The organism is Mesorhizobium sp. M0437 (assembly GCF_040321335.1).
Lineage (GTDB): Bacteria > Pseudomonadota > Alphaproteobacteria > Rhizobiales > Rhizobiaceae > Mesorhizobium.
Genome location: NZ_JAMYRK010000003.1, coordinates 39484 through 57248, shown reverse-complemented (window position 1 = coordinate 57248; position 17765 = coordinate 39484). Strand labels below are relative to the sequence as shown.

The 17765-nt window shown below is 63.9% G+C and carries 17 protein-coding genes; 16 read left to right on the top strand and 1 reads right to left on the bottom strand.

What is annotated here, in order from left to right:
* Positions 1-190: 190 nt before the first annotated feature.
* The 9 genes from NKI72_RS02925 (at position 191) to NKI72_RS02885 (ending at position 9453) form a co-directional block, all read left to right on the top strand.
* A complete protein-coding gene (locus NKI72_RS02925) occupies positions 191-1297 on the top strand; it encodes an NAD-dependent epimerase/dehydratase family protein (protein WP_352502188.1) in 1107 nt (368 codons plus the stop codon).
* A complete protein-coding gene (locus NKI72_RS02920) occupies positions 1294-2373 on the top strand; it encodes an NAD-dependent epimerase/dehydratase family protein (protein ID WP_352502187.1) in 1080 nt (359 codons plus the stop codon). The genes NKI72_RS02925 and NKI72_RS02920 overlap by 4 nt, the downstream gene beginning before the upstream one ends.
* Positions 2370-3662, top strand: coding sequence for a TIGR04295 family B12-binding domain-containing radical SAM protein (locus tag NKI72_RS02915; RefSeq protein WP_352502186.1), 1293 nt, complete (start codon positions 2370-2372; stop codon positions 3660-3662). The genes NKI72_RS02920 and NKI72_RS02915 overlap by 4 nt, the downstream gene beginning before the upstream one ends.
* On the top strand, positions 3647-4747 hold the full coding sequence (locus tag NKI72_RS02910; protein ID WP_352502185.1) for a glycosyltransferase family 4 protein: 1101 nt from the start codon (positions 3647-3649) through the stop codon (positions 4745-4747). Before NKI72_RS02915 ends, NKI72_RS02910 begins: the two co-directional genes overlap by 16 nt.
* Before the next feature lie 2 nt (positions 4748-4749).
* Entirely contained in the window at positions 4750-5880 is a 1131-nt protein-coding gene (locus NKI72_RS02905; protein WP_352830885.1) for a CgeB family protein, read from the top strand.
* Positions 5877-6971 carry a CgeB family protein gene (locus tag NKI72_RS02900; protein WP_352849890.1) on the top strand — a complete coding sequence of 365 codons (1095 nt, stop codon included), beginning with the start codon at positions 5877-5879 and terminating at the stop codon, positions 6969-6971. Before NKI72_RS02905 ends, NKI72_RS02900 begins: the two co-directional genes overlap by 4 nt.
* Positions 6968-8077 carry a CgeB family protein gene (locus tag NKI72_RS02895; RefSeq protein ID WP_352502182.1) on the top strand — a complete coding sequence of 370 codons (1110 nt, stop codon included), beginning with the start codon at positions 6968-6970 and terminating at the stop codon, positions 8075-8077. Before NKI72_RS02900 ends, NKI72_RS02895 begins: the two co-directional genes overlap by 4 nt.
* 23 nt (positions 8078-8100) lie before the next feature.
* Positions 8101-9147, top strand: a complete 1047-nt coding sequence (locus NKI72_RS02890; protein ID WP_352472879.1) for a UDP-glucuronic acid decarboxylase family protein — start codon at positions 8101-8103, stop codon at positions 9145-9147.
* 108 nt (positions 9148-9255) lie between these two features.
* Positions 9256-9453 (top strand): hypothetical protein, encoded by a 198-nt coding sequence (locus tag NKI72_RS02885; protein ID WP_023676132.1) that lies wholly within the window; start codon positions 9256-9258, stop codon positions 9451-9453.
* Here the strand turns inward: NKI72_RS02885 and NKI72_RS02880 are convergent.
* Positions 9390-11222 carry a hypothetical protein gene (locus NKI72_RS02880; RefSeq protein WP_352849889.1) on the bottom strand — a complete coding sequence of 611 codons (1833 nt, stop codon included), beginning with the start codon at positions 11220-11222 and terminating at the stop codon, positions 9390-9392. The genes NKI72_RS02885 and NKI72_RS02880 overlap by 64 nt on opposite strands.
* A 152-nt stretch (positions 11223-11374) precedes the next feature.
* Between NKI72_RS02880 and NKI72_RS02875 the strand changes: the two genes are divergently transcribed.
* The 7 genes from NKI72_RS02875 to NKI72_RS02845 are packed head-to-tail and all read left to right on the top strand — an operon-like array spanning position 11375 to position 17763.
* On the top strand, positions 11375-12478 hold the full coding sequence (locus tag NKI72_RS02875) for an inositol-3-phosphate synthase (RefSeq protein WP_352488477.1): 1104 nt from the start codon (positions 11375-11377) through the stop codon (positions 12476-12478).
* Positions 12475-13071: a histidine phosphatase family protein gene (locus tag NKI72_RS02870; RefSeq protein WP_352472876.1), complete on the top strand. Its 597-nt coding sequence runs from the start codon at positions 12475-12477 to the stop codon at positions 13069-13071. The genes NKI72_RS02875 and NKI72_RS02870 overlap by 4 nt, the downstream gene beginning before the upstream one ends.
* Positions 13072-13085: 14 nt before the next feature.
* Entirely contained in the window at positions 13086-14189 is a 1104-nt protein-coding gene (locus NKI72_RS02865) for a CgeB family protein (protein WP_352502180.1), read from the top strand.
* The gene (locus tag NKI72_RS02860) at positions 14189-14989 is read left to right on the top strand and encodes a nucleotidyltransferase family protein (protein ID WP_352502179.1); all 801 of its coding nucleotides are present in this window, start codon (positions 14189-14191) and stop codon (positions 14987-14989) included. Before NKI72_RS02865 ends, NKI72_RS02860 begins: the two co-directional genes overlap by 1 nt.
* Positions 14990-14991: 2 nt before the next feature.
* Positions 14992-15753: a TIGR04290 family methyltransferase gene (locus NKI72_RS02855; protein WP_352502178.1), complete on the top strand. Its 762-nt coding sequence runs from the start codon at positions 14992-14994 to the stop codon at positions 15751-15753.
* Complete coding sequence (locus NKI72_RS02850; RefSeq protein ID WP_352502177.1) at positions 15746-16678, top strand: glycoside hydrolase 5 family protein; 933 nt, start codon at positions 15746-15748, stop codon at positions 16676-16678. Before NKI72_RS02855 ends, NKI72_RS02850 begins: the two co-directional genes overlap by 8 nt.
* Before the next feature lie 20 nt (positions 16679-16698).
* A complete protein-coding gene (locus tag NKI72_RS02845; RefSeq protein ID WP_352830888.1) occupies positions 16699-17763 on the top strand; it encodes a glycosyltransferase in 1065 nt (354 codons plus the stop codon).
* Positions 17764-17765: the final 2 nt, after the last annotated feature.

The following is a 17765-nucleotide window of genomic DNA, read 5'->3' as shown; positions in this document are numbered from 1 at the left end:
TGCTGCCCGGCATGTGCGCGCGGTTGGTTGATTATGGCTCCTAACACCAAGCGCGCTTCGATGTTCCCGTGCCCAGCCCGAGGCGGGGTCGCTTTCGGAGCGCAGCGTTCCGGGAACTTTGTTGAAGCAAGGGAACAAACCTTTCGCCCGGAAGTTTGGGGCGGCAAAGCCATTCGTATGAGGAGTTGTCGTGAAACGTATACTGGTCACGGGAGGCTGCGGTTTTATCGGCCGCCACGTCGCCCAGGAACTCGTTGAACATGGCTATGGGGTTTCAATTCTCGATGCGCTGCTGGACCAGGTGCATGGTGGCGAGGCAATCAGCCTGCCGCCAGGCGCCAAGCTGATCAAAGGCGACGTTCGCGATCGCGACGGCATCTCAGAGGCGGTCGACGATGTCGACGCGATCATTCACCTGGCGGCTGAAGTGGGCGTCGGCCAGTCCATGTACGAGATCGCCCGCTATGTCGGCGCCAACGACCTCGGCACCGCCACGTTGCTGGAAGCGCTGATCAAACGCCCGATCGAACGGATCGTCGTTGCTTCGTCGATGAGCGTCTATGGCGAGGGTCTCTATGCGACGCCGGACGGCCGGCGCATCGACAATGCAAGACGGCAGCCGGACGATATCCGCAGCGCCCAATGGAATCCCCTGTCCCCGGAAGGTGAAGTCCTGTCGCCGCTGCCGACCGACGAACAGAAACCGGTCGATCTCGCCTCAATTTACGCGCTGACGAAATACGCCCAGGAACGCGCCGTACTGATCTTCGGCGAAGCCTATGGGGTCGATGCGGTGGCGCTGCGCCTGTTCAATGTCTTCGGCGCCGGACAGGCGCTCTCGAACCCGTATACCGGCGTCCTCGCGAACTTCGCCTCGCGCATCGCCAACGGCCAGCGGCCGCTGATCTTCGAGGACGGCGAACAGCAGCGCGATTTCGTGCATGTACGCGACGTCGCCCGCGCCTTCCGGCTGGCGCTGGAACAGCCGCAGGCACGCGGCCACGTCATCAACATCGGCAGCGGGCGAGCCTACGCGGTCAGCGATGTCGCCCGGCTGCTCGCCGAAGCGATGGGCGTGCCTGGCCGCCAGCCGGAAATCCTCGGCAAGGCACGCTCCGGCGATATCCGCAATTGCTTTGCCGACATCTCCAAGGCGCGCGAACTGCTCGGCTTCCAGCCGCAGTACCGGCTGGAGCATTCGCTCGGCGATTTCGTCGCCTGGGTGCGCAACACGGTCGCCATCGATCGCAGCGCCGAGATGAAGCGGGAACTCGAAGCGCGAGGGCTGGTATCATGAGACCGGAGTCACCCGATTTTCGCGAAATGCCCATCGCCATTATCGGCGGCAGCGGCTTCATCGGCTCCAACCTCGCCGACAGCCTGTTGTCGGATGGCGAACTGGTGCTGGTCATCGACAACCTGAGCCGTCCCGGCGTCGAGCAGAACCTGGAATGGCTGACGCAAAAGCACGGCAGCCGCCTGACCATCGAAATCGCCGATATCCGCGACGCAGAGGCGCTCGCGCCGCTGGTGGCGCGTTCGAAGGCGGTTTTCCACTTTGCCGCGCAGACCGCCGTCACCACGAGCCTGGTTCGGCCGGACGAGGATTTCGACGTTAACCTGCGCGGAACGTTCAACGTCCTGGAAGCCGCTCGCCGCGGCGGCAAGCGCATCCCCGTCGTTTTCGCCAGCACCAACAAGGTCTATGGCCGCCTCGCCGACCTCGCCATGCGCGAAGAGGACGGCAGATACGCGCCTCGCGACGCGGCCATCCATGCGCACGGCATCGACGAGACGCGCGGCCTCGATTTCTGCACGCCCTATGGCTGCTCCAAGGGCGCGGCGGACCAGTATGTCCTCGACTACGCCAAGTCATACGACCTGCCGACGGCGGTGCTGCGCATGAGCTGCATCTATGGACCGCGCCAGTTCGGGACGGAGGATCAGGGCTGGGTCGCCCACTTCCTGCTTAGCGCCTTCTCCGACCGGCCGATCACCATCTATGGCGACGGCAAGCAGGTGCGCGACATCCTCCACGTTGCCGATGCGGTCGCGGCCTATCGCGCCGTGCTCGACCGGATCGAGGAAATCAGCGGCCAGGCATTCAATCTCGGCGGCGGACCACAAAACGCCGTCAGCCTGCGCATGCTGCTGAAGGAGATTCGCGACATAACGAAACGTGACGTTCCGATCCGTTACGACCGCGAACGCACCGGCGACCAACCGTTCTTCGTCGCCGACACACGCGCGATCGAGGCGGCGCTGGGATGGAAAGCGCACGTCCCGTGGCAAAACGGCATCCGCGACCTCGCCGACTGGCTGCAGCGTCATCGCCTCGACCCGCATCCCGAACCGGCGAGGTACGTGGCATGAAGGTCGCCCTGGTCAATCCGTCCTGGACGTACCAGGACAGCATCTATTTCGGCTGCCGCCAACCGCATCTGCCGCTCGAACTCGGCTATTCGAAAGCGCTGCTCGAAGCCGCCGGCCACGAGGTGCTGATGCTGGACGGGCAGATCCAGAAGCTCGACAACGCCGCGCTCGCCGATCGCGTCGCCGCATTCGAGCCTGGCATGACCGTCGTCAGCACCGCGCCGACCTACCTGTTCTGGCGCTGCGCACCGCCCGAGTTGCGCGTGGCGGCCGATTTCCTCAACCATCTTGCCGGGCGCGGCGGTCGCACCGTCGCCGTCGGGCCGCATGGCTCGGCGACGCCGACGCCGACTTTGCGCAAGCTTGGCGTCGACATCGTCGTGCGCGGCGAATGCGAGGAAGTGGTCGCGGAACTTGCCCGACGCGACGACTGGACTGCGGTGCCGTCCACGGCCCATTTCGAGGATGGAGAACTGGTCTCGAACGGCGGCGTGCATGCGAGCTCGTTCATCGATCACCCGCCGCTCGAATGGCCATCGGACTGGATTGCCGCCCATTCGCACCACCATCATCGCTTCGACGACAACCAGGTCGGTTTTGGCGCGGAGGTCGAGGCGTCACGCGGCTGCCCGTATAATTGCAGCTTCTGCGCCAAGATCGATTTCCGCGATGCCTATCGCCGCCGGAACCACGAAGCAGTGATCGCCGAGATCGACCGGCTGATCGCACAGGGTGTCGGCTACATCTACTTCATCGACGAGATCTTCCTGCCGCAAAAGGCATTGCTGGAGGCGCTGGTCGATCGCGATGTGAAGTTCGGCGTGCAGACCCGTATTGACCTCTGGAAGCCGGAATTGCTGAAGCTGCTCGGTGCCGCCGGCTGCGTCTCGATCGAGGCGGGCCTGGAAAGCCTGACTGTGGAAGGCCGCGCCATGCTGGCAAAACGCTGCCGTTTGGGCACCGAGGAGCTGGCCGCGTTGCTGGTCGACGCAAGGCGCCACGTGCCGTTCGTGCAGGCCAATCTGATCGGCGTGGTCGAGGACGATCCCGCGCTCGTCGATTATTGGCGGAAGCACCTGATCGACAACGGCGTTTGGGCCAACGAACCGGTGCCGCTCTATCCTTATCCGAGTTCGCCGAGCTACCGCGAACTTTGGGGCGAGCCGGACGATCTCGCCTGGGAGCGCGCGCATGAACATTACCTCGCATCCTTCCGAACGTTCAGCGACATCCAGGAGAAGCGTCCGCGTCCGCTGGCCGAATTGGAGGCCACATGTTGCGGACGCTGAGCCCGCCGCGTCGCATACTGATGACCGTCGATGCCGTCGGTGGCGTCTGGCGCTATGCGCTCGATCTGGCCAGGCAACTGGTCGCCGGCGGCGACAGCGTCGTGCTTGCCGGGCTTGGTCCGGAACCGTCCAGGCAGCAGGCGGAGGAGGCCCAGTCATTCGCGGCGCTGACCTGGCTCAACACGCCGCCCGACTGGATGACCCGCAACGAGCACGACCTCGACACATTACAGCAGGAGCTGCACCCGCTCATACGTGACTACGCCGTCGAAATCGTCCATCTCAACGCGCCGACGCAGGCCGCGGGGCTCGATGTGCCCTGCCCGGTCGTGACGGTGTCGCATTCCTGCGTGGTGACATGGTTCCACGCCGTCAAGGGAAAGGCGGCGGACGGCGAATGGGCTTGGCAGAAGGACCGCAACCGGCGCGGTTTCGACAAAGCAGGCATTATCGTTGCACCCAGCCGCAGCCATGCCGACATGCTCGAAACCTGCTACGGGCCGATCGCCCACCTGAGCGTCGTCGGCAACGGGGCGCGGCCCGGCGCGAAGAGCGAAAGACGGGAATCGGTGGTTTTCGCCGCCGCGCGCTGGTGGGACGAAGGAAAGAATGCGGCGGTGCTGGACCAGGCCGCCTCCCTGACGCAATGGCCGGTCTTCGTCGCCGGCTCCTTGCAGGGCCCGGACGGCCAGCATGTTGGCTTCAGTCACGCCGTTCCGGTCGGACCGGTGCCACATGAGGAAGTGCGCTCGCTGATGGCCCGGGCAGGCATTTTCGTATCGCCGTCGCTCTACGAACCGTTCGGCCTGGCCACGCTGGAAGCCGCGATGTCGAAGACGCCTTTGGTGCTCGCCGATATCTCGACCTATCGCGAATTGTGGGACGGGGCGGCCATGTTCTTCGACGCGCGGGATTCGGGCGATCTCGCCAGATGCGTCAACAGCCTTTGCAGCGACGCGCAGCGCCGGCGAGAGCTCGGTGAAGCAGCGGCTCGCCGAAGCCGCAGATTTTCATTGGCAAGGCAGGCGACCGCCATGCGCGGCGTTTACGACAAGGCGGCCCTGGCCACCATGGCGGATAGTTGATCATGCGGTTTTTGTTCTACACCCACTCGATCGTTTCCGACTGGAACCACGGCAACGCACATTTCCTGCGCGGCATCATGCGCGAGCTGGTCGCGCGCGGGCACCAGGCTATCGCGCTGGAGCCCGCCGACGGCTGGAGCCGGTCGAACCTGCTGGCCGAGAAAGGGTCCTTCGCGATCGAGCGATTCCGGAAGGACTTTCCCGAGTTGATGCCGGTGACCTACGATGCCGCTTTCGACCACGAAGCCTGGATCTCCGACGCCGATGTGGTGATCGTGCATGAGTGGACCGAGCCGGACCTTGTTGCGCGGCTGGGCAGGGCGAAAGCAACTGGCGGCCGTTTCACGCTGCTGTTCCACGACACGCACCATCGCGCTATCTCGGCTACGCAAGCGATTTCCGCCTTGCGGCTTGAACATTACGACGGCGTGCTCGCCTTCGGCGAGGCGCTGCGGGAAAGCTATCTTCGCGCCGGATGGGGCAAGCGGGTCTTCACCTGGCATGAAGCAGCCGATGACCACCTGTTCCAGCCGCATCCTGAAATCGAGCGTGGTTCCGACCTTATCTGGATCGGCAATTGGGGCGACGACGAGCGCAGTGCCGAAATCAGGGAGTTCCTGGTCGGCCCGGTGCGTGAACTCGGCCTGAGCGGAACCGTCCACGGCGTTCGCTATCCGCGGGAGGCGCTCGCCGACCTTGCGGCCGCCGGCCTGCGCTGCGAAGGCTGGATCGCCAATGCCGACGTGCCGAAGGCATTCGCGGCGAACCGCATCACGATTCACATCCCGCGGCGTCCATACCGCGAAAGCCTGCCCGGCATCCCGACCATCCGCATGTTCGAGGCGCTCGCCTGCGGCATCCCGCTGGTTTCGGCGCCGTGGTCCGATGTCGAATGCCTGTTCAGGCCAGGCGTAGATTTTCTGTTTGCAAACAACGGTTCCGAGATGCGGCGTCATCTTCGCGCCGTGCTGCACGACGCGGATCTCGCCGCTTCTCTGGCGACGTCGGGCCTCGAGACCATTCGCTTGCGGCACACATGCCGGCACCGGGCGGATGAGCTGTTCGGCGTGCTCGCCGAATGCGGGCACCGCCAAGCCGCCGACACGATCCTTGCAAAGGAGGCCGCCGAATGAAGATCGCATTTTACGGGTCGAGCCTGCTGTCGTCCTATTGGAACGGCGCGGCCACCTATTACCGCGGACTGCTCAAGGCCCTGGCAAGGCTCGGCTACGACATCACCTTCTACGAGCCGGACGTCTACGATCGCCAGAAGAACCGCGATATCGAGGCGCCGGACTGGTGTGCCGTCGTCGTCTACGAGGCCACTCCGCATGCCATGATGCAGGTGGCGGCGCGAGCGGCGGAGGCAGATATCGTCGTCAAGGCGAGCGGCGTCGGTTTCGCCGACGACGCGCTCCTGCGGGCGGTGCTCGATCACGCCCGTGCCGATGCGCTCACCGTATTCTGGGATGTCGATGCGCCGGCGACGCTTGGCCAGTTGCGCGACGAGCCCGACCATCCGCTGCATCGCGCGCTGCAGGAAATCGACCTCGTGCTGACCTATGGCGGCGGCGACCCGGTGGTCTGGGCCTATCGGGCAATGGGGGCGGCCGAATGCGTGCCGATCTACAACGCGCTCGATCCGGAAACGCATCATCCGGTCGGCAAGGATATGCGCTTTGCCTGCGATCTCGCCTTTCTCGGCAACCGGCTGCCGGACCGCGAGGCGCGCGTCGAGGCCTTCTTCCTCGACCCGGCCGGCCGCTCCGCCGATCAGCGCTTCCTGCTCGGCGGATCGGGCTGGGGCGACAAGCAGATGCCCGCCAATGTCCGATGGCTCGGCCATGTCGGCACGCGTGACCACAATGCATTGAACGTCACGGCCAAGGCGGTGCTGAACATCAGCCGCGACAGCATGGCGGCCAATGGCTTTTCACCTGCGACGCGCGTTTTCGAGGCGGCGGGCGCCGGCGCATGCCTCATCACCGACGCCTGGCTCGGCGTGGACCTGTTCCTGAAACCCGGAGAGGAAATCCTGGTCGCGCGCGATGGCGAGGACGTCGCCGAGATCATGCAAAGCCTTAGTGCCGAACGGGCTAAGGCGATCGGGACATCGGCGCTTCGGCGCGTGCTTGGCGAACATACCTATACGACACGTGCCATTTTGGCCGACGCCATCTTCAGGCGCTATTTCGAGCGTCCGACCGTGGAGGCGGCCGAATGACAAAGCCGCTCGACATCGTCTTTCTTGGCCTGTCGCTCTCCTCATCCTGGGGAAACGGCCACGCCACCACCTTTCGGGGGCTGCTTAAAGGTCTCCACGAACTCGGCCACCGCGTCACTTTTCTCGAACGCGACGTGCCGTGGTACGCAAGTCACCGGGATCTGCGCGATCCCGATTTCTGCGCCTTGCGCTACTATGAAACGATCGATGATCTTCGCCGCAATTTTGCGCGCTGCCTGCGCGATGCCGATATCGTGGTCGTCGGCTCCTTCGTTCCCGAAGGCCCTGAAATCATCGACGTCGTGGCATCGCTGTGCACGGGTCAGTTCTGCTTCTACGACATCGACACGCCGATCACGCTGGCAAAGCTTTCGAGCGATGATTGCGAGTACATTGGCCGGCGGCAGGTCCCGTATTTCGACGTCTATTTCTCCTTCACCGGCGGGCCGACGCTTGCCCGTCTGACGGCGGAATTCGGCGCGAGGCGGGCCGAGCCGCTCTACTGCTCCGTCGACCCGGAACGGCATCACGGAACCGGTGATCCAACTCGATGGGATCTCGGCTATCTCGGCACCTACAGCCCCGACCGCCAGGCGACGCTGGAGGCGCTGCTGTTCGAACCGGCGCGTCGCATGCCGGAGCGCCGCTTCGTCGTGGCAGGCTCGCAATATCCGCGCGAAATCGCCTGGCCGGACAATGTGGATCGCATCGAACACCTGCCGCCGGCAGATCACGCCGCCTTTTACAGCCGCCAACGCTACACGTTGAACGTCACGCGCAGTTCCATGATCGCGGCCGGATGGTCGCCCAGCGTGCGCCTCTTCGAGGCAGCCGCCTGCGGTACGGCGATCATCAGCGATAGCTGGGCCGGACTGGACAGCCTGTTTCCAGAGCGGACGATCCACACGGCTCGCAGGACCGAGGACGTAGTCGGTATCCTGTCCGGGGAATCCGACGGCGCCCGGCTTGCCATGGCCAGGCAGGCGCGCGTGCTCATCCTCGCAGCTCACACAAGCATCGCAAGAGCCCGCGAATTCGTTTCGCTGCTGGCGCAGGCCAAATCGCCACGTTCTGTTCTCGATCTGGACGTCGAGAGCGCAGCATGACCCGCAGACGGGAGAAGATAGAGATGCAGCTATCAAGAAAGGCGCAACGGACCAAGACCGTGCTTGTCGCCGGCGGCGCAGGTTTCCTCGGTTCGCATCTTTGCGAGACAATGTTCCAGGCCGGCTGGCGCGTGATCTGCGTCGACAATTTCCTTACCGGCCGCATGGAGAACATAGCATCGATCGCCGATCGTCCGGATTTTCGGCTGATCAAGCAAGACATTTGCCGACCGTTGGAGCTTGGCGAACCGGTTGACCGCATCTTCAACATGGCGTGCGCGGCCTCGCCGCCGCGTTACCAGGCCGACCCGGTCCATACGACGCGGACTTGCGTCATCGGAACGCTCAATCTGCTGGAGCTCGCCGCCCGCAATGGCGCCCGGTTCCTGCAGGCGTCCACCAGCGAAATTTATGGCGATCCCGAACAGCATCCGCAGAAGGAAGACTATGTCGGCCACGTGAACTGCATCGGCCCCCGCGCCTGCTATGACGAAGGCAAGCGCACCGCCGAAACCTTATGCTTCGATTATTTGAGAATGGGAAAGGCCGATATCCGTGTCGCGCGCATCTTCAACACCTATGGTCCCAGGATGGACCCTGCGGACGGACGGATCGTTTCCAATCTGATCATGCAGGCACTCGAGAGACGGCCGCTGACGATATTCGGCGACGGGCTGCAGACCAGGTCGTTCTGCTACGTTTCCGATCTGGTCGACGGCTTGATCCGGTTGATGGAGGTCGATCCCAATCCACGCCAGCCGGTTAATCTGGGCAATCCGGGGGAGTTCACCATCCTGCAACTGGCGAGCCTGGTGAGAGGTATGACCGCAACCAAATCGGGCCTGAAATTCCTGCCGCTGCCGCAAGACGATCCTCGTCGTCGGCAACCCGACATTTCCCGCGCAAGAAAGCTTCTCGGCTGGTCGCCAAAAGTGCCGCTCAGGCAGGGTTTGATGCACACGATCGGCTATTTTGCCGAGCTTGAGACGGCGCAGATGATCGACAGAAGACGTCGAATTGCCGCCACCGTGCGTTCTGCATCAGGCCGGCTGCAAAACCTGCCGGCCTGAGGCGAGGAGTGTCTGGCCGCTGCATGATCGCGCGGTCGTTTCGGATTGGTCACTTTTTCTCGTCGCGGGAACAACCCGTCCAGCTTCTGGTTCTGCCAAGGTACCGGCATGGAGACGATTGTGCATCCGAAGCGATCCGCCAAAGACATCGAACAAATGGCCGCAAAGGAGACGGCTGCCTTCCTGCGGCGCGCCTCTATTACCTATCTGGAATGTTGTGTGAGCCTGATGATGACGCATCTTCAGCGCGAGGAGGTAGCCGCCATCCTCGAAAAGGAAGCGGATATGCTGCGCCGGCTGGACTGATCCCGCTCGAGCGGCGGCAGGTCGCCTTGGCTTTCCAGGAAACGAAGCAGCGCGGCAGCGTAACGTCTTGCCGCGGCCGCCAGCCGGATCTGTTCCCGATCATCGCCCGATCGCTCAGCCATGCTCCACAAGCCAAGCTGGAAGGCGAGATAGCAGGGCTCGTAGTAGTGGACCAGTTTGGCATCGACGGGACGAGACGTAGTCGCCTCGACAGCTTTGCACAGTGCCGCAGTCGCCGCGTCGGAGAGGCTGTACTCGACACGGGCGCCGGCAATGTCCCAGGCGATGTCCTGGCAGCCGATCAGATCGTGCGATCGGCAATGGTCGAGGGCGTCCGTCTTGATCAGCGTTCCGCCGCGCGAAAGGATGAACTCCCACGGATGAAGCCGCCCGTCGATTTCGACCCGCTGCATGGTCTTTGGTGGAGCCTGTTTCGAGAACCAGTTCCGCAGCTCCGCCGCGCGGCTTTCGCCCAAAGCCTCGCTTGTATTCCGCACGGCCATGTCGGCAAGCGCCTTCAGCGAGGCGCCCGGTTCGGAGGCGGGCAGATTGGCTGCGCGCCAGGACAGATAGCGCGCGAGATGAGCGACCATTTTTTGTTTCGAATGCCTTGCCCGCTCCAGCGTTGCACCGTCGCTCCAGCGTTCGACGAGAAAGCCATGGCACAGCCCGGCAATTTCCGGGCCAAAGCCTGCGTCATGCAGCCTCCTGGCAGTCTCGGCCTTGTGCATTCCGATTTCACCGAGGCCGACGAATTTGACCGACCATTTTTCCCGGCCCGCAGAAGCAAGAAACTTTCGCCGCTCGAAGCCGCGGTGGACGGGTGGCCAATGATCCTGCGAGCCATAATGCAAGCGACGCCACTCTCCGGCGGATATTTCCATCAGGCTGACCGCTGCGCGGCCGATCGTCCTGGCCACCCAATCCCGCAGCGCCGGCAGAGCGGATCCCGCGGGGAAAGTCCGTTCGAAATCCGCTGTGTGTTGTTGGCAAACCGTCCATGCCTCACGGATGTCCGCCGATGCCTCGGCCCCCGGCCCACCCGAATGGCTGGGGAACAGATGGATGCGCCCGGCATCGATATCCAGCGCTTGCAGCCATGCGACGACGGCGTGAAACGAGCTGCCGGACAGGCCCGGGCCCTCATCGACGATGGCAAAGCGGGCCGACGGCTTCGCCATCCAGCTACCGATCAACTCCGGATCGGCGGCAAGCCGCCTGCGAAACGGATGACCGGTCGGACGGACGCTGACGGGTGCCGGTGCGCCGATGGCTGCAGCCACCATCGCTGCAAGCCCCAGGCCGATGCTGCGGATGCCGATTACGCATGTGTTCGCATCGAGACCCGACTGCCGCGCGGCGACCAAATAGCTTTCCGGATAGAGCGCGTAATGCGCGTAGCCCTCGGCCGTGCCGATGAGGATTTCGCCGTCGCAATCGAGTTCGGCCAGCATTCGCGGCACGTCGGCATCGATCGGGCCGTCGACGGCGAATCCGGCCCTCCACGATCTGCCCACGTCCCGGGCCAAGCCGACCAGGAGATTTGCGCCCGCGATCCGCTGTCGGGAATTCCTGTCCATGCCGTTGGCCTCGAATTCAGCATCGGCAAGGCCCTGGACCAATTCCGAGGTCTTGATGAACAGGCCGACCAGGGCTGCGTGGCGTTCGATCCCGCTGGGCATGTCCGCAATGTGCCCGGCCGCTTCGCAGGCCGAGCTGCGAACATGTCGCGCGCTCTCAATTCGCTTGTGGTCGCCATAGACGATCATTGTCCCGTCCCGGTTGGCCTCACTGCACAACTCGGCGAGCGCTACTTTGATCCACCATCGGTTGCACGATTTTTGCAGCCGGCAAGGAACAATCAGCGAGGCAGGCGGTTTGGCACGAAGAACTTACCTTCAACAGCATAGGCAGCGGTTTCGTGGGATCGAAGAAAGTTCGGATCGGAATAGTCGGCGTCGGCAACTGCGCCTCCTCCCTTGTTCAGGGCATCACCTATTACCGCGACGCAAGAAGCAATGAGCCCATACCCGGGCTGATGCATGCCGATCTTGGCGGCTACCATGTCAAGGACATCGAGGTGGTCTGCGCTTTCGACGTCGCCAAGGGCAAGGTCGGACGCGATGTGGCCGACGCGATCTACAGCGCGCCGAACAATACTTTCCGCTTTGCCAATGTAGCGCCTACCGGCGCCCGCGTCGAACGCGGACCGACGCTGGATGGCATCGGCAAATATCTGCGTGACGAGATCGTGGAGGCCGACGAACCCGTCGCCAACATCAGCAAGATCCTCGCCGAAAGCGGCGCCGAAATCCTGGTGTCATATCTGCCTGTCGGTTCGGAGGAGGCAACGCGCTTTTATGCCGAGTGCGCGCTCGAGGCGGGCTGTGCCTTCGTCAACTGCATACCCGTCTTCATCGCCTCGCGGCCGGAGTGGCGCCGGCGCTTCGAGCAGCACGGCCTGCCGCTGATCGGCGACGACATCAAGAGCCAGGTCGGTGCGACGATCGTCCACCGGCTGCTCGCCAACCTGTTCCGCGAGCGCGGCGTGCGCATCGATCGCACCTACCAGCTCAATTTCGGCGGCAACACCGACTTCCTCAACATGCTGGAGCGCGAGCGGCTGGAATCGAAGAAGATCTCAAAGACGCAATCCGTCACCAGCCAGATCGACGTTCCCCTGGAGCCCGGCAACATTCACGTCGGGCCGAGCGACCATGTCCCGTGGCTGACCGATCGCAAGTGGGCCTATATCCGGGTCGAAGGCACGACCTTTGGCGGCGTACCGCTCAATGCCGAGCTCAAGCTGGAAGTGTGGGATTCGCCCAATTCGGCCGGCGTCGTCATCGATGCGGTGCGTTGCGCCAAGCTGGCGCTCGACCGCGGTATCGCGGGCGCGCTGACCGGTCCCTGCAGCTATTTCATGAAATCGCCGCCCGAGCAGTTCACCGACGCGGAAGCGCGCCAGCGCACGCTCTCTTTTATCGCCGGCAAGGACGAGCCGATGCTCGATGCCGCGGAATGACGACGACGTTCTTTCTGGTGCGCCACGCCGCGCACGACAATGTCGGCTGTTATCTTGCCGGAAGGATGGCCGGCGTTTGCCTCGGCGAAGCCGGCAAGGCACAGGCCTCGCATCTGGCAGACCGCATGGCACGTGAGGCGATAGCGGCAATCTTCTGCAGCCCGCGCGAACGCACGCAGGAGACTGCCAATCCGATCGCGCTCGCCTGCAATGCCGGTGAAATCGCGATCCGCGAGGAGATCGATGAGATCGACTTCGGCACCTGGTCGGGGAAGACCTTCGAGGAGCTGAACCAGGATGCCGACTGGCGGGTGTGGAACGACCAGCGTCAGCAGGCGAGAACACCGAGCGGCGAGACCATGCTGGACGTGCAGCAACGCGTCGTCTCATTGATCGAGCAGGTCCGCGGCACGTACCAGAACCAGGGCGTCGCACTGGTCAGCCATGCCGACGTCATCAAGGCCGCCGTGTGCAAGGTGCTCGGCCTATCGCTGGGGAACTGCTTTCGCTTCGATATCGACCCAGCCTCGATCACCACGGTTGTTTGGGGGGACTGGGGGTCGAAGCTGATCAGACTCAACGAAGCTGCCTGACGAGGAATTGCCGGATGCGCATGGCTATTTTCGGTCTTACCGTGACATCGTCGTGGGGCAATGGGCACGCCACACTGTGGCGCGGATTGATCCGGGCGATGGCCGGGCTGGGCTGGTCCATCACCTTCTTCGAACGCAACACTCCCTATTATGCCGGGACGCGCGACCTCGATCAGTTGGATGGCGGCAGCATTGTCCTTTATCCGGACTGGCAGGACATCCAGAGCGTTGCCGAGCAGGCGATGAGTGAGGCCGATGTCGTCATCGTCACCTCCTATTGCCCCGATGCCGTGAGCGCGTCGCGCCTTGCCCACCAGGCCTGCCGCGGACTGAAGGTGTTCTACGATCTGGACACGCCGGTGACGCTGGCGCGGATCGAACAAGGTGAGCCTCCGGCCTATTTCGGGCCGGAAGGGCTTCGCGATTTCGATCTCGTGCTGAGCTACACGGGAGGAACCGCGATCGACGCATTGAGGTCGATGCTGGGTGCGCGCCACGTCATGCCGCTCTACGGCCATGTCGATCCAGAGCGACACCGGCCGGCTCTGCCCAGGCCGGAGTTTGCCGGCGACCTTTCCTATCTCGGGACCTATGCGGCAGACCGCCAGGCCGGGGTCGAGAGGCTGCTGGTCAGTCCGGCTGCGCGCCTGCCGGAGCGCCGCTTCATCATTGGCGGCGCACAATATCCGCAGGAATTCCCGTGGAGCGACAATATTTTCTTCGTCCGTCACCTGCCGCCCGCCGACCACCCCGCCTTCTTTTCATCATCACGGCTGACTCTGAATGTGACCCGCGAGGCGATGGCAGAAAGGGGCTGGTGCCCATCCGGCCGGCTGTTCGAAGCCGCCGCTTGCGGTGCCGCGATGGTGAGCGACACATGGCCGGGACTGGAGGCCTTTTTCCGGCCCGGCGAAGAGATCGTCGTGGCGAACAGCACCGACGACGTGGTCGCCGCGCTCGACCTGTCCGACGCCGAGCTTGACGCCATCCGCCGCCGAGCGCGCGAGCGGGTGCTGGAGGAACACACCTCGGCACGGCGCGCGAAGGAATTCGACCGCATCCTGTCCGATGCACTGCACGGCTCCACGCATGGCGAGCCGTTGAAGGAGGCAGTTTGATGTTGGGCATCGTGCCCGCAGCCGGACGGGGAAGCCGCATCCAGCCGCTCGGCTTTTCGAAGGAGCTTCTGCCGGTCGGCAGCCGCATCGACGGCAACACCGAGCGGCCTTGCGCGGTCAGCGAATACCTGGTGCGCCGCATGGTGCGCGCGGGGGCCGACAAGATCTGCTTCGTCATCGGCTCGGGTAAGTCGGATATCCTCGAATATTATTCTGCCGGCTATGCCGACGCGACTGCGCTGTTTGTGGTGCAGCCCTCTCCGGTCGGCCTTTGCGACGCCATCTTCCGTGCCGCACCGCTCGTCACAGCCGATGAGACCGTTCTGGTCGGGTTGCCCGATACGATCTGGTTTCCCGAAGACGGCTTCCTGGCCCTCCCGGACGACGGCCTGTCCTTCCTGCTGTTTCCGGTGGACCAGCCGGAGTTCTTCGACGCCGTCGTTGTCGACCAGGACAGCCGGGTGAAGCAAATCCAGGTCAAACAGCAGAATGCCGCGTCGAACTGGATCTGGGGTGCGTTCAAGATGCCCGGCCGCACCCTTCACCAGCTCGCCGCGCTGTGGCGGGAACGGGACCGGTGCGACGAATATATCGGCACGCTGGTCAATGCCTATCTCGCCGCCGGAGGCGATGCCTGCGGCATCAAGGCTGGCACCGCCTATGTCGACGTCGGCACCTTCAACGGCTACCGCACCGCACTTCGCCTGCTTGAAAGCGCCGCCGGTACCAAGGACGACCAAGCCGCCATTACGCTGCCCGGCCACCAGCACGTCCCTGTCCTCGCAGGCGAAGGAGGCTAGCCATGCTGCATTCCGATGCCGAAATCCGCCGCCGTATCGATGCGCTCGGCCCATGGTTCCACAATATGGAACTGGCCGGCATCGAAACCGCTCCCGACCATTTCCTTGGCAACTATCCGCTGATCAAATGGCGCAAATTCGCCGACGCCATTCCCGCCGATCTTTCCGGCAAGGCGGTGCTCGACATAGGCTGCAATGCGGGTTTCTATTCGATCGAGATGAAACGCCGCGGCGCCGGCCGCGTGCTTGGCATCGATTTCGATGAGGCTTACCTGGCGCAGGCGCGCTTTGCCGCCGAGGTAGCAGACTGCGACATCGAATTCCGGCAGCTCTCGGTCTACGACGTTGGCGCCCTGCATGAGCGGTTCGACATCGTGCTGTTCATGGGCGTGCTCTACCATTTGCGCCATCCCTTGCTCGCACTCGATCTGATCCGGGAGCACGTCGCCCGGGACCTGATGATCTTCCAGTCGATGCAGCGCGGCAGCACCAACGTGCCGGCGCTCGAGCAGAATTATCATTTCTGGACCCACGACCTGTTCGACCGGCCGGAGTTCCCAAAGCTGCATTTCATCGAGCATCGCTATGCCGACGACCCGACCAACTGGTGGATTCCCAATCGCGCCTGCACCGAAGCCATGCTGCGCAGCGCCGGCTTCGAGATCGTGCTGCAACCGGAGCAGGAGGTCTATTTCTGCCGCACCGGCGACGTGCCGGCCGGCGGCGGCGCCGTCTACCCGTCGAAAGGACAGATAAATGATTGAAGCCGCCATGATCTGGAACGAGCCCAACAACAAATCCCACTGGGATCCCGAGCTCGACCCCGACTGGAGTCGCTTCGCCGCTACGGCAATCCTGGCCGCTGACGCGATCGCGTTGGAGAATCCGGCCTTGACCAAGGTCCTTGGCGGCATCTCGCCGATCGATGCCGGCTTCATGACACGGATGAAGGAATTCGGCGTGCTCGATCATGTCGACGCAGTCGCCGTGCACGGCTTTCCGCTCGACTGGAACCTCTGGCAGATCCACGAATGGCCGCAGAAGATCGGCGAGATTTCGGCTGTCACCGATCTTCCGGTATGGGTCAGCGAGGTCGGCGTGTCGACCTTCGGCGCCGAGGAGGTACAGGTCTGGGGCCTGCGCCGGACCGCGGAATTGCTGATCGGCAACGCACCGCGCATCCAATGGTACAGCCTCTACGACCTGCCGCGCGAGTGGGAAGCGACGACGCGCCATCGCGAGGCGGAAGGCTCGTCTTACTACCGCCATTTCTACATGGGCTTGCTCCGCCAGGACGGCACGCCAAAGCCCGCGCTTGAGGAGTTCCTGCACCACACGCCGGCAATGGGACTGGTGCAGTGGTTCCATTTCGAAGATCACCGGCTGGACGATGCCGTTGCCTGGATGAAACGCCTCGGCGTCACCAATCTGCGCACCGGGCTTTCCTGGGCCGACAGCTTCAGGCCGAACGCACTTGACTGGTTCGACCGGCAGATGGAAGCTTTGGCCGACTTCGACGTGACGGTTACTTTCTGCTTCACGCCGGAACACCGCGGAATGATGCCGCACCACAGCAGTCCGCCGCTGGTGCCGGAGGAATTCGCCGACTTCTGCGCGGCAATGACGCGCCGATATGCCGGCAGCATCGCTGCCCCTTCGTTCGGCAGGCTGCGCGCCTCCGCAGCGTGAGGAGCTTCGGCTCTCCAGCCATGACGCTCACCGTCCTCAACGTCGCCTATCCCCTCGCCCCGGTCGGGCCGGATGCGGTCGGTGGTGCCGAGCAGGTGCTGTCGATGCTCGACCAGGCGCTCGTACAGGCCGGACACCGCTCGATCGTGATCGGCTGCCAGGGCTCGAGCGCTGCGGGTGTCCTCATCGAGACGCCGGCCGAACCGGGCGTGCTCGATGAAGCGGCCAAGCGCCGGGCGCAGCGTGCTCATTGCGCCGCAATTGCTACCGCACGGGCTCGCTGGCGAATCGACGTGGTCCATTTGCACGGTATCGATTTCGATGCCTATCTGCCGGGCGACGGGCCGACATTGGTGACCCTGCATTTGCCGCTCGACTGGTATCCGGCCGACGCCCTCAATCCGGCGCGGGAGGATCTGTGGCTGCATGCGGTATCGGCGGCTCAGCAAAGAACCGCGCCGCCGGGAGCCAGGCTGATTGGGCCGATTCCCAACGGAGTGGACGTCGACGCGCTGAGCGAGCCGCAGGCCAAACACGACTTTGCGCTCGTGCTCAGCCGCGTCTGCCCGGAAAAGGGCATCCATCTGGCGCTCGACGCAGCCAAGAAGGCCAGCGTGCCGCTGGTCATCGGTGGCAAGGTCTACCCCTATGAAACGCACACAACGTATTTTCGCGACGAGGTCGAACGCCGGCTGGACGACCGGCGCCGCTTCCTTGGTCCGCTCGGCTTTGTCGCCAAGCGGCGCCTGCTGAATACAGCCCGCTGCCTAGTCATCCCGAGCCTTGCCGCGGAGACCAGTTCGCTCGTCGCAATGGAGGCGCTCGCCTGCGGCACCCCTGTGGTGGCCTTCCCGAATGGCGCACTGCCGGATGTGGTCGAGCACGGCAAGACCGGGTATCTGGTCGGGGATGTCGACGAGATGGCCGAAGCCATCGCTGCTGCACGCAGCCTGGACCCCGAGACCTGCCGAGCCGAGGCGCGGCGGCGCTTTTCACTCGACCGCATGGTTTCCTCCTACATGGACGCCTATCGGGCGCTGGCACGGCTCGGCACAGACAGCGGGCAGCTCGCGACGGCGAGGTGAGC

Bases quoted from the DNA above. Each gene is read 5' to 3' on its own strand.
- NKI72_RS02855 (WP_352502178.1), top strand. From the start codon at position 14,992: ATGCTGCATTCCGATGCCGAAATCCGCCGCCGTATCGATGCGCTCGGC.
- NKI72_RS02845 (WP_352830888.1), top strand. From the start codon at position 16,699: ATGACGCTCACCGTCCTCAACGTCGCCTATCCCCTCGCCCCGGTCGGG.
- NKI72_RS02860 (WP_352502179.1), top strand. From the start codon at position 14,189: ATGTTGGGCATCGTGCCCGCAGCCGGACGGGGAAGCCGCATCCAGCCG.
- NKI72_RS02905 (WP_352830885.1), top strand. From the start codon at position 4,750: ATGCGGTTTTTGTTCTACACCCACTCGATCGTTTCCGACTGGAACCAC.
- NKI72_RS02885 (WP_023676132.1), top strand. From the start codon at position 9,256: ATGGAGACGATTGTGCATCCGAAGCGATCCGCCAAAGACATCGAACAA.
- NKI72_RS02915 (WP_352502186.1), top strand. From the start codon at position 2,370: ATGAAGGTCGCCCTGGTCAATCCGTCCTGGACGTACCAGGACAGCATC.
- NKI72_RS02910 (WP_352502185.1), top strand. From the start codon at position 3,647: ATGTTGCGGACGCTGAGCCCGCCGCGTCGCATACTGATGACCGTCGAT.
- NKI72_RS02920 (WP_352502187.1), top strand. From the start codon at position 1,294: ATGAGACCGGAGTCACCCGATTTTCGCGAAATGCCCATCGCCATTATC.
- NKI72_RS02870 (WP_352472876.1), top strand. From the start codon at position 12,475: ATGACGACGACGTTCTTTCTGGTGCGCCACGCCGCGCACGACAATGTC.
- NKI72_RS02880 (WP_352849889.1), bottom strand. From the start codon at position 11,222: ATGATCGTCTATGGCGACCACAAGCGAATTGAGAGCGCGCGACATGTT.
- NKI72_RS02895 (WP_352502182.1), top strand. From the start codon at position 6,968: ATGACAAAGCCGCTCGACATCGTCTTTCTTGGCCTGTCGCTCTCCTCA.
- NKI72_RS02890 (WP_352472879.1), top strand. From the start codon at position 8,101: ATGCAGCTATCAAGAAAGGCGCAACGGACCAAGACCGTGCTTGTCGCC.
- NKI72_RS02900 (WP_352849890.1), top strand. From the start codon at position 5,877: ATGAAGATCGCATTTTACGGGTCGAGCCTGCTGTCGTCCTATTGGAAC.
- NKI72_RS02865 (WP_352502180.1), top strand. From the start codon at position 13,086: ATGCGCATGGCTATTTTCGGTCTTACCGTGACATCGTCGTGGGGCAAT.
- NKI72_RS02850 (WP_352502177.1), top strand. From the start codon at position 15,746: ATGATTGAAGCCGCCATGATCTGGAACGAGCCCAACAACAAATCCCAC.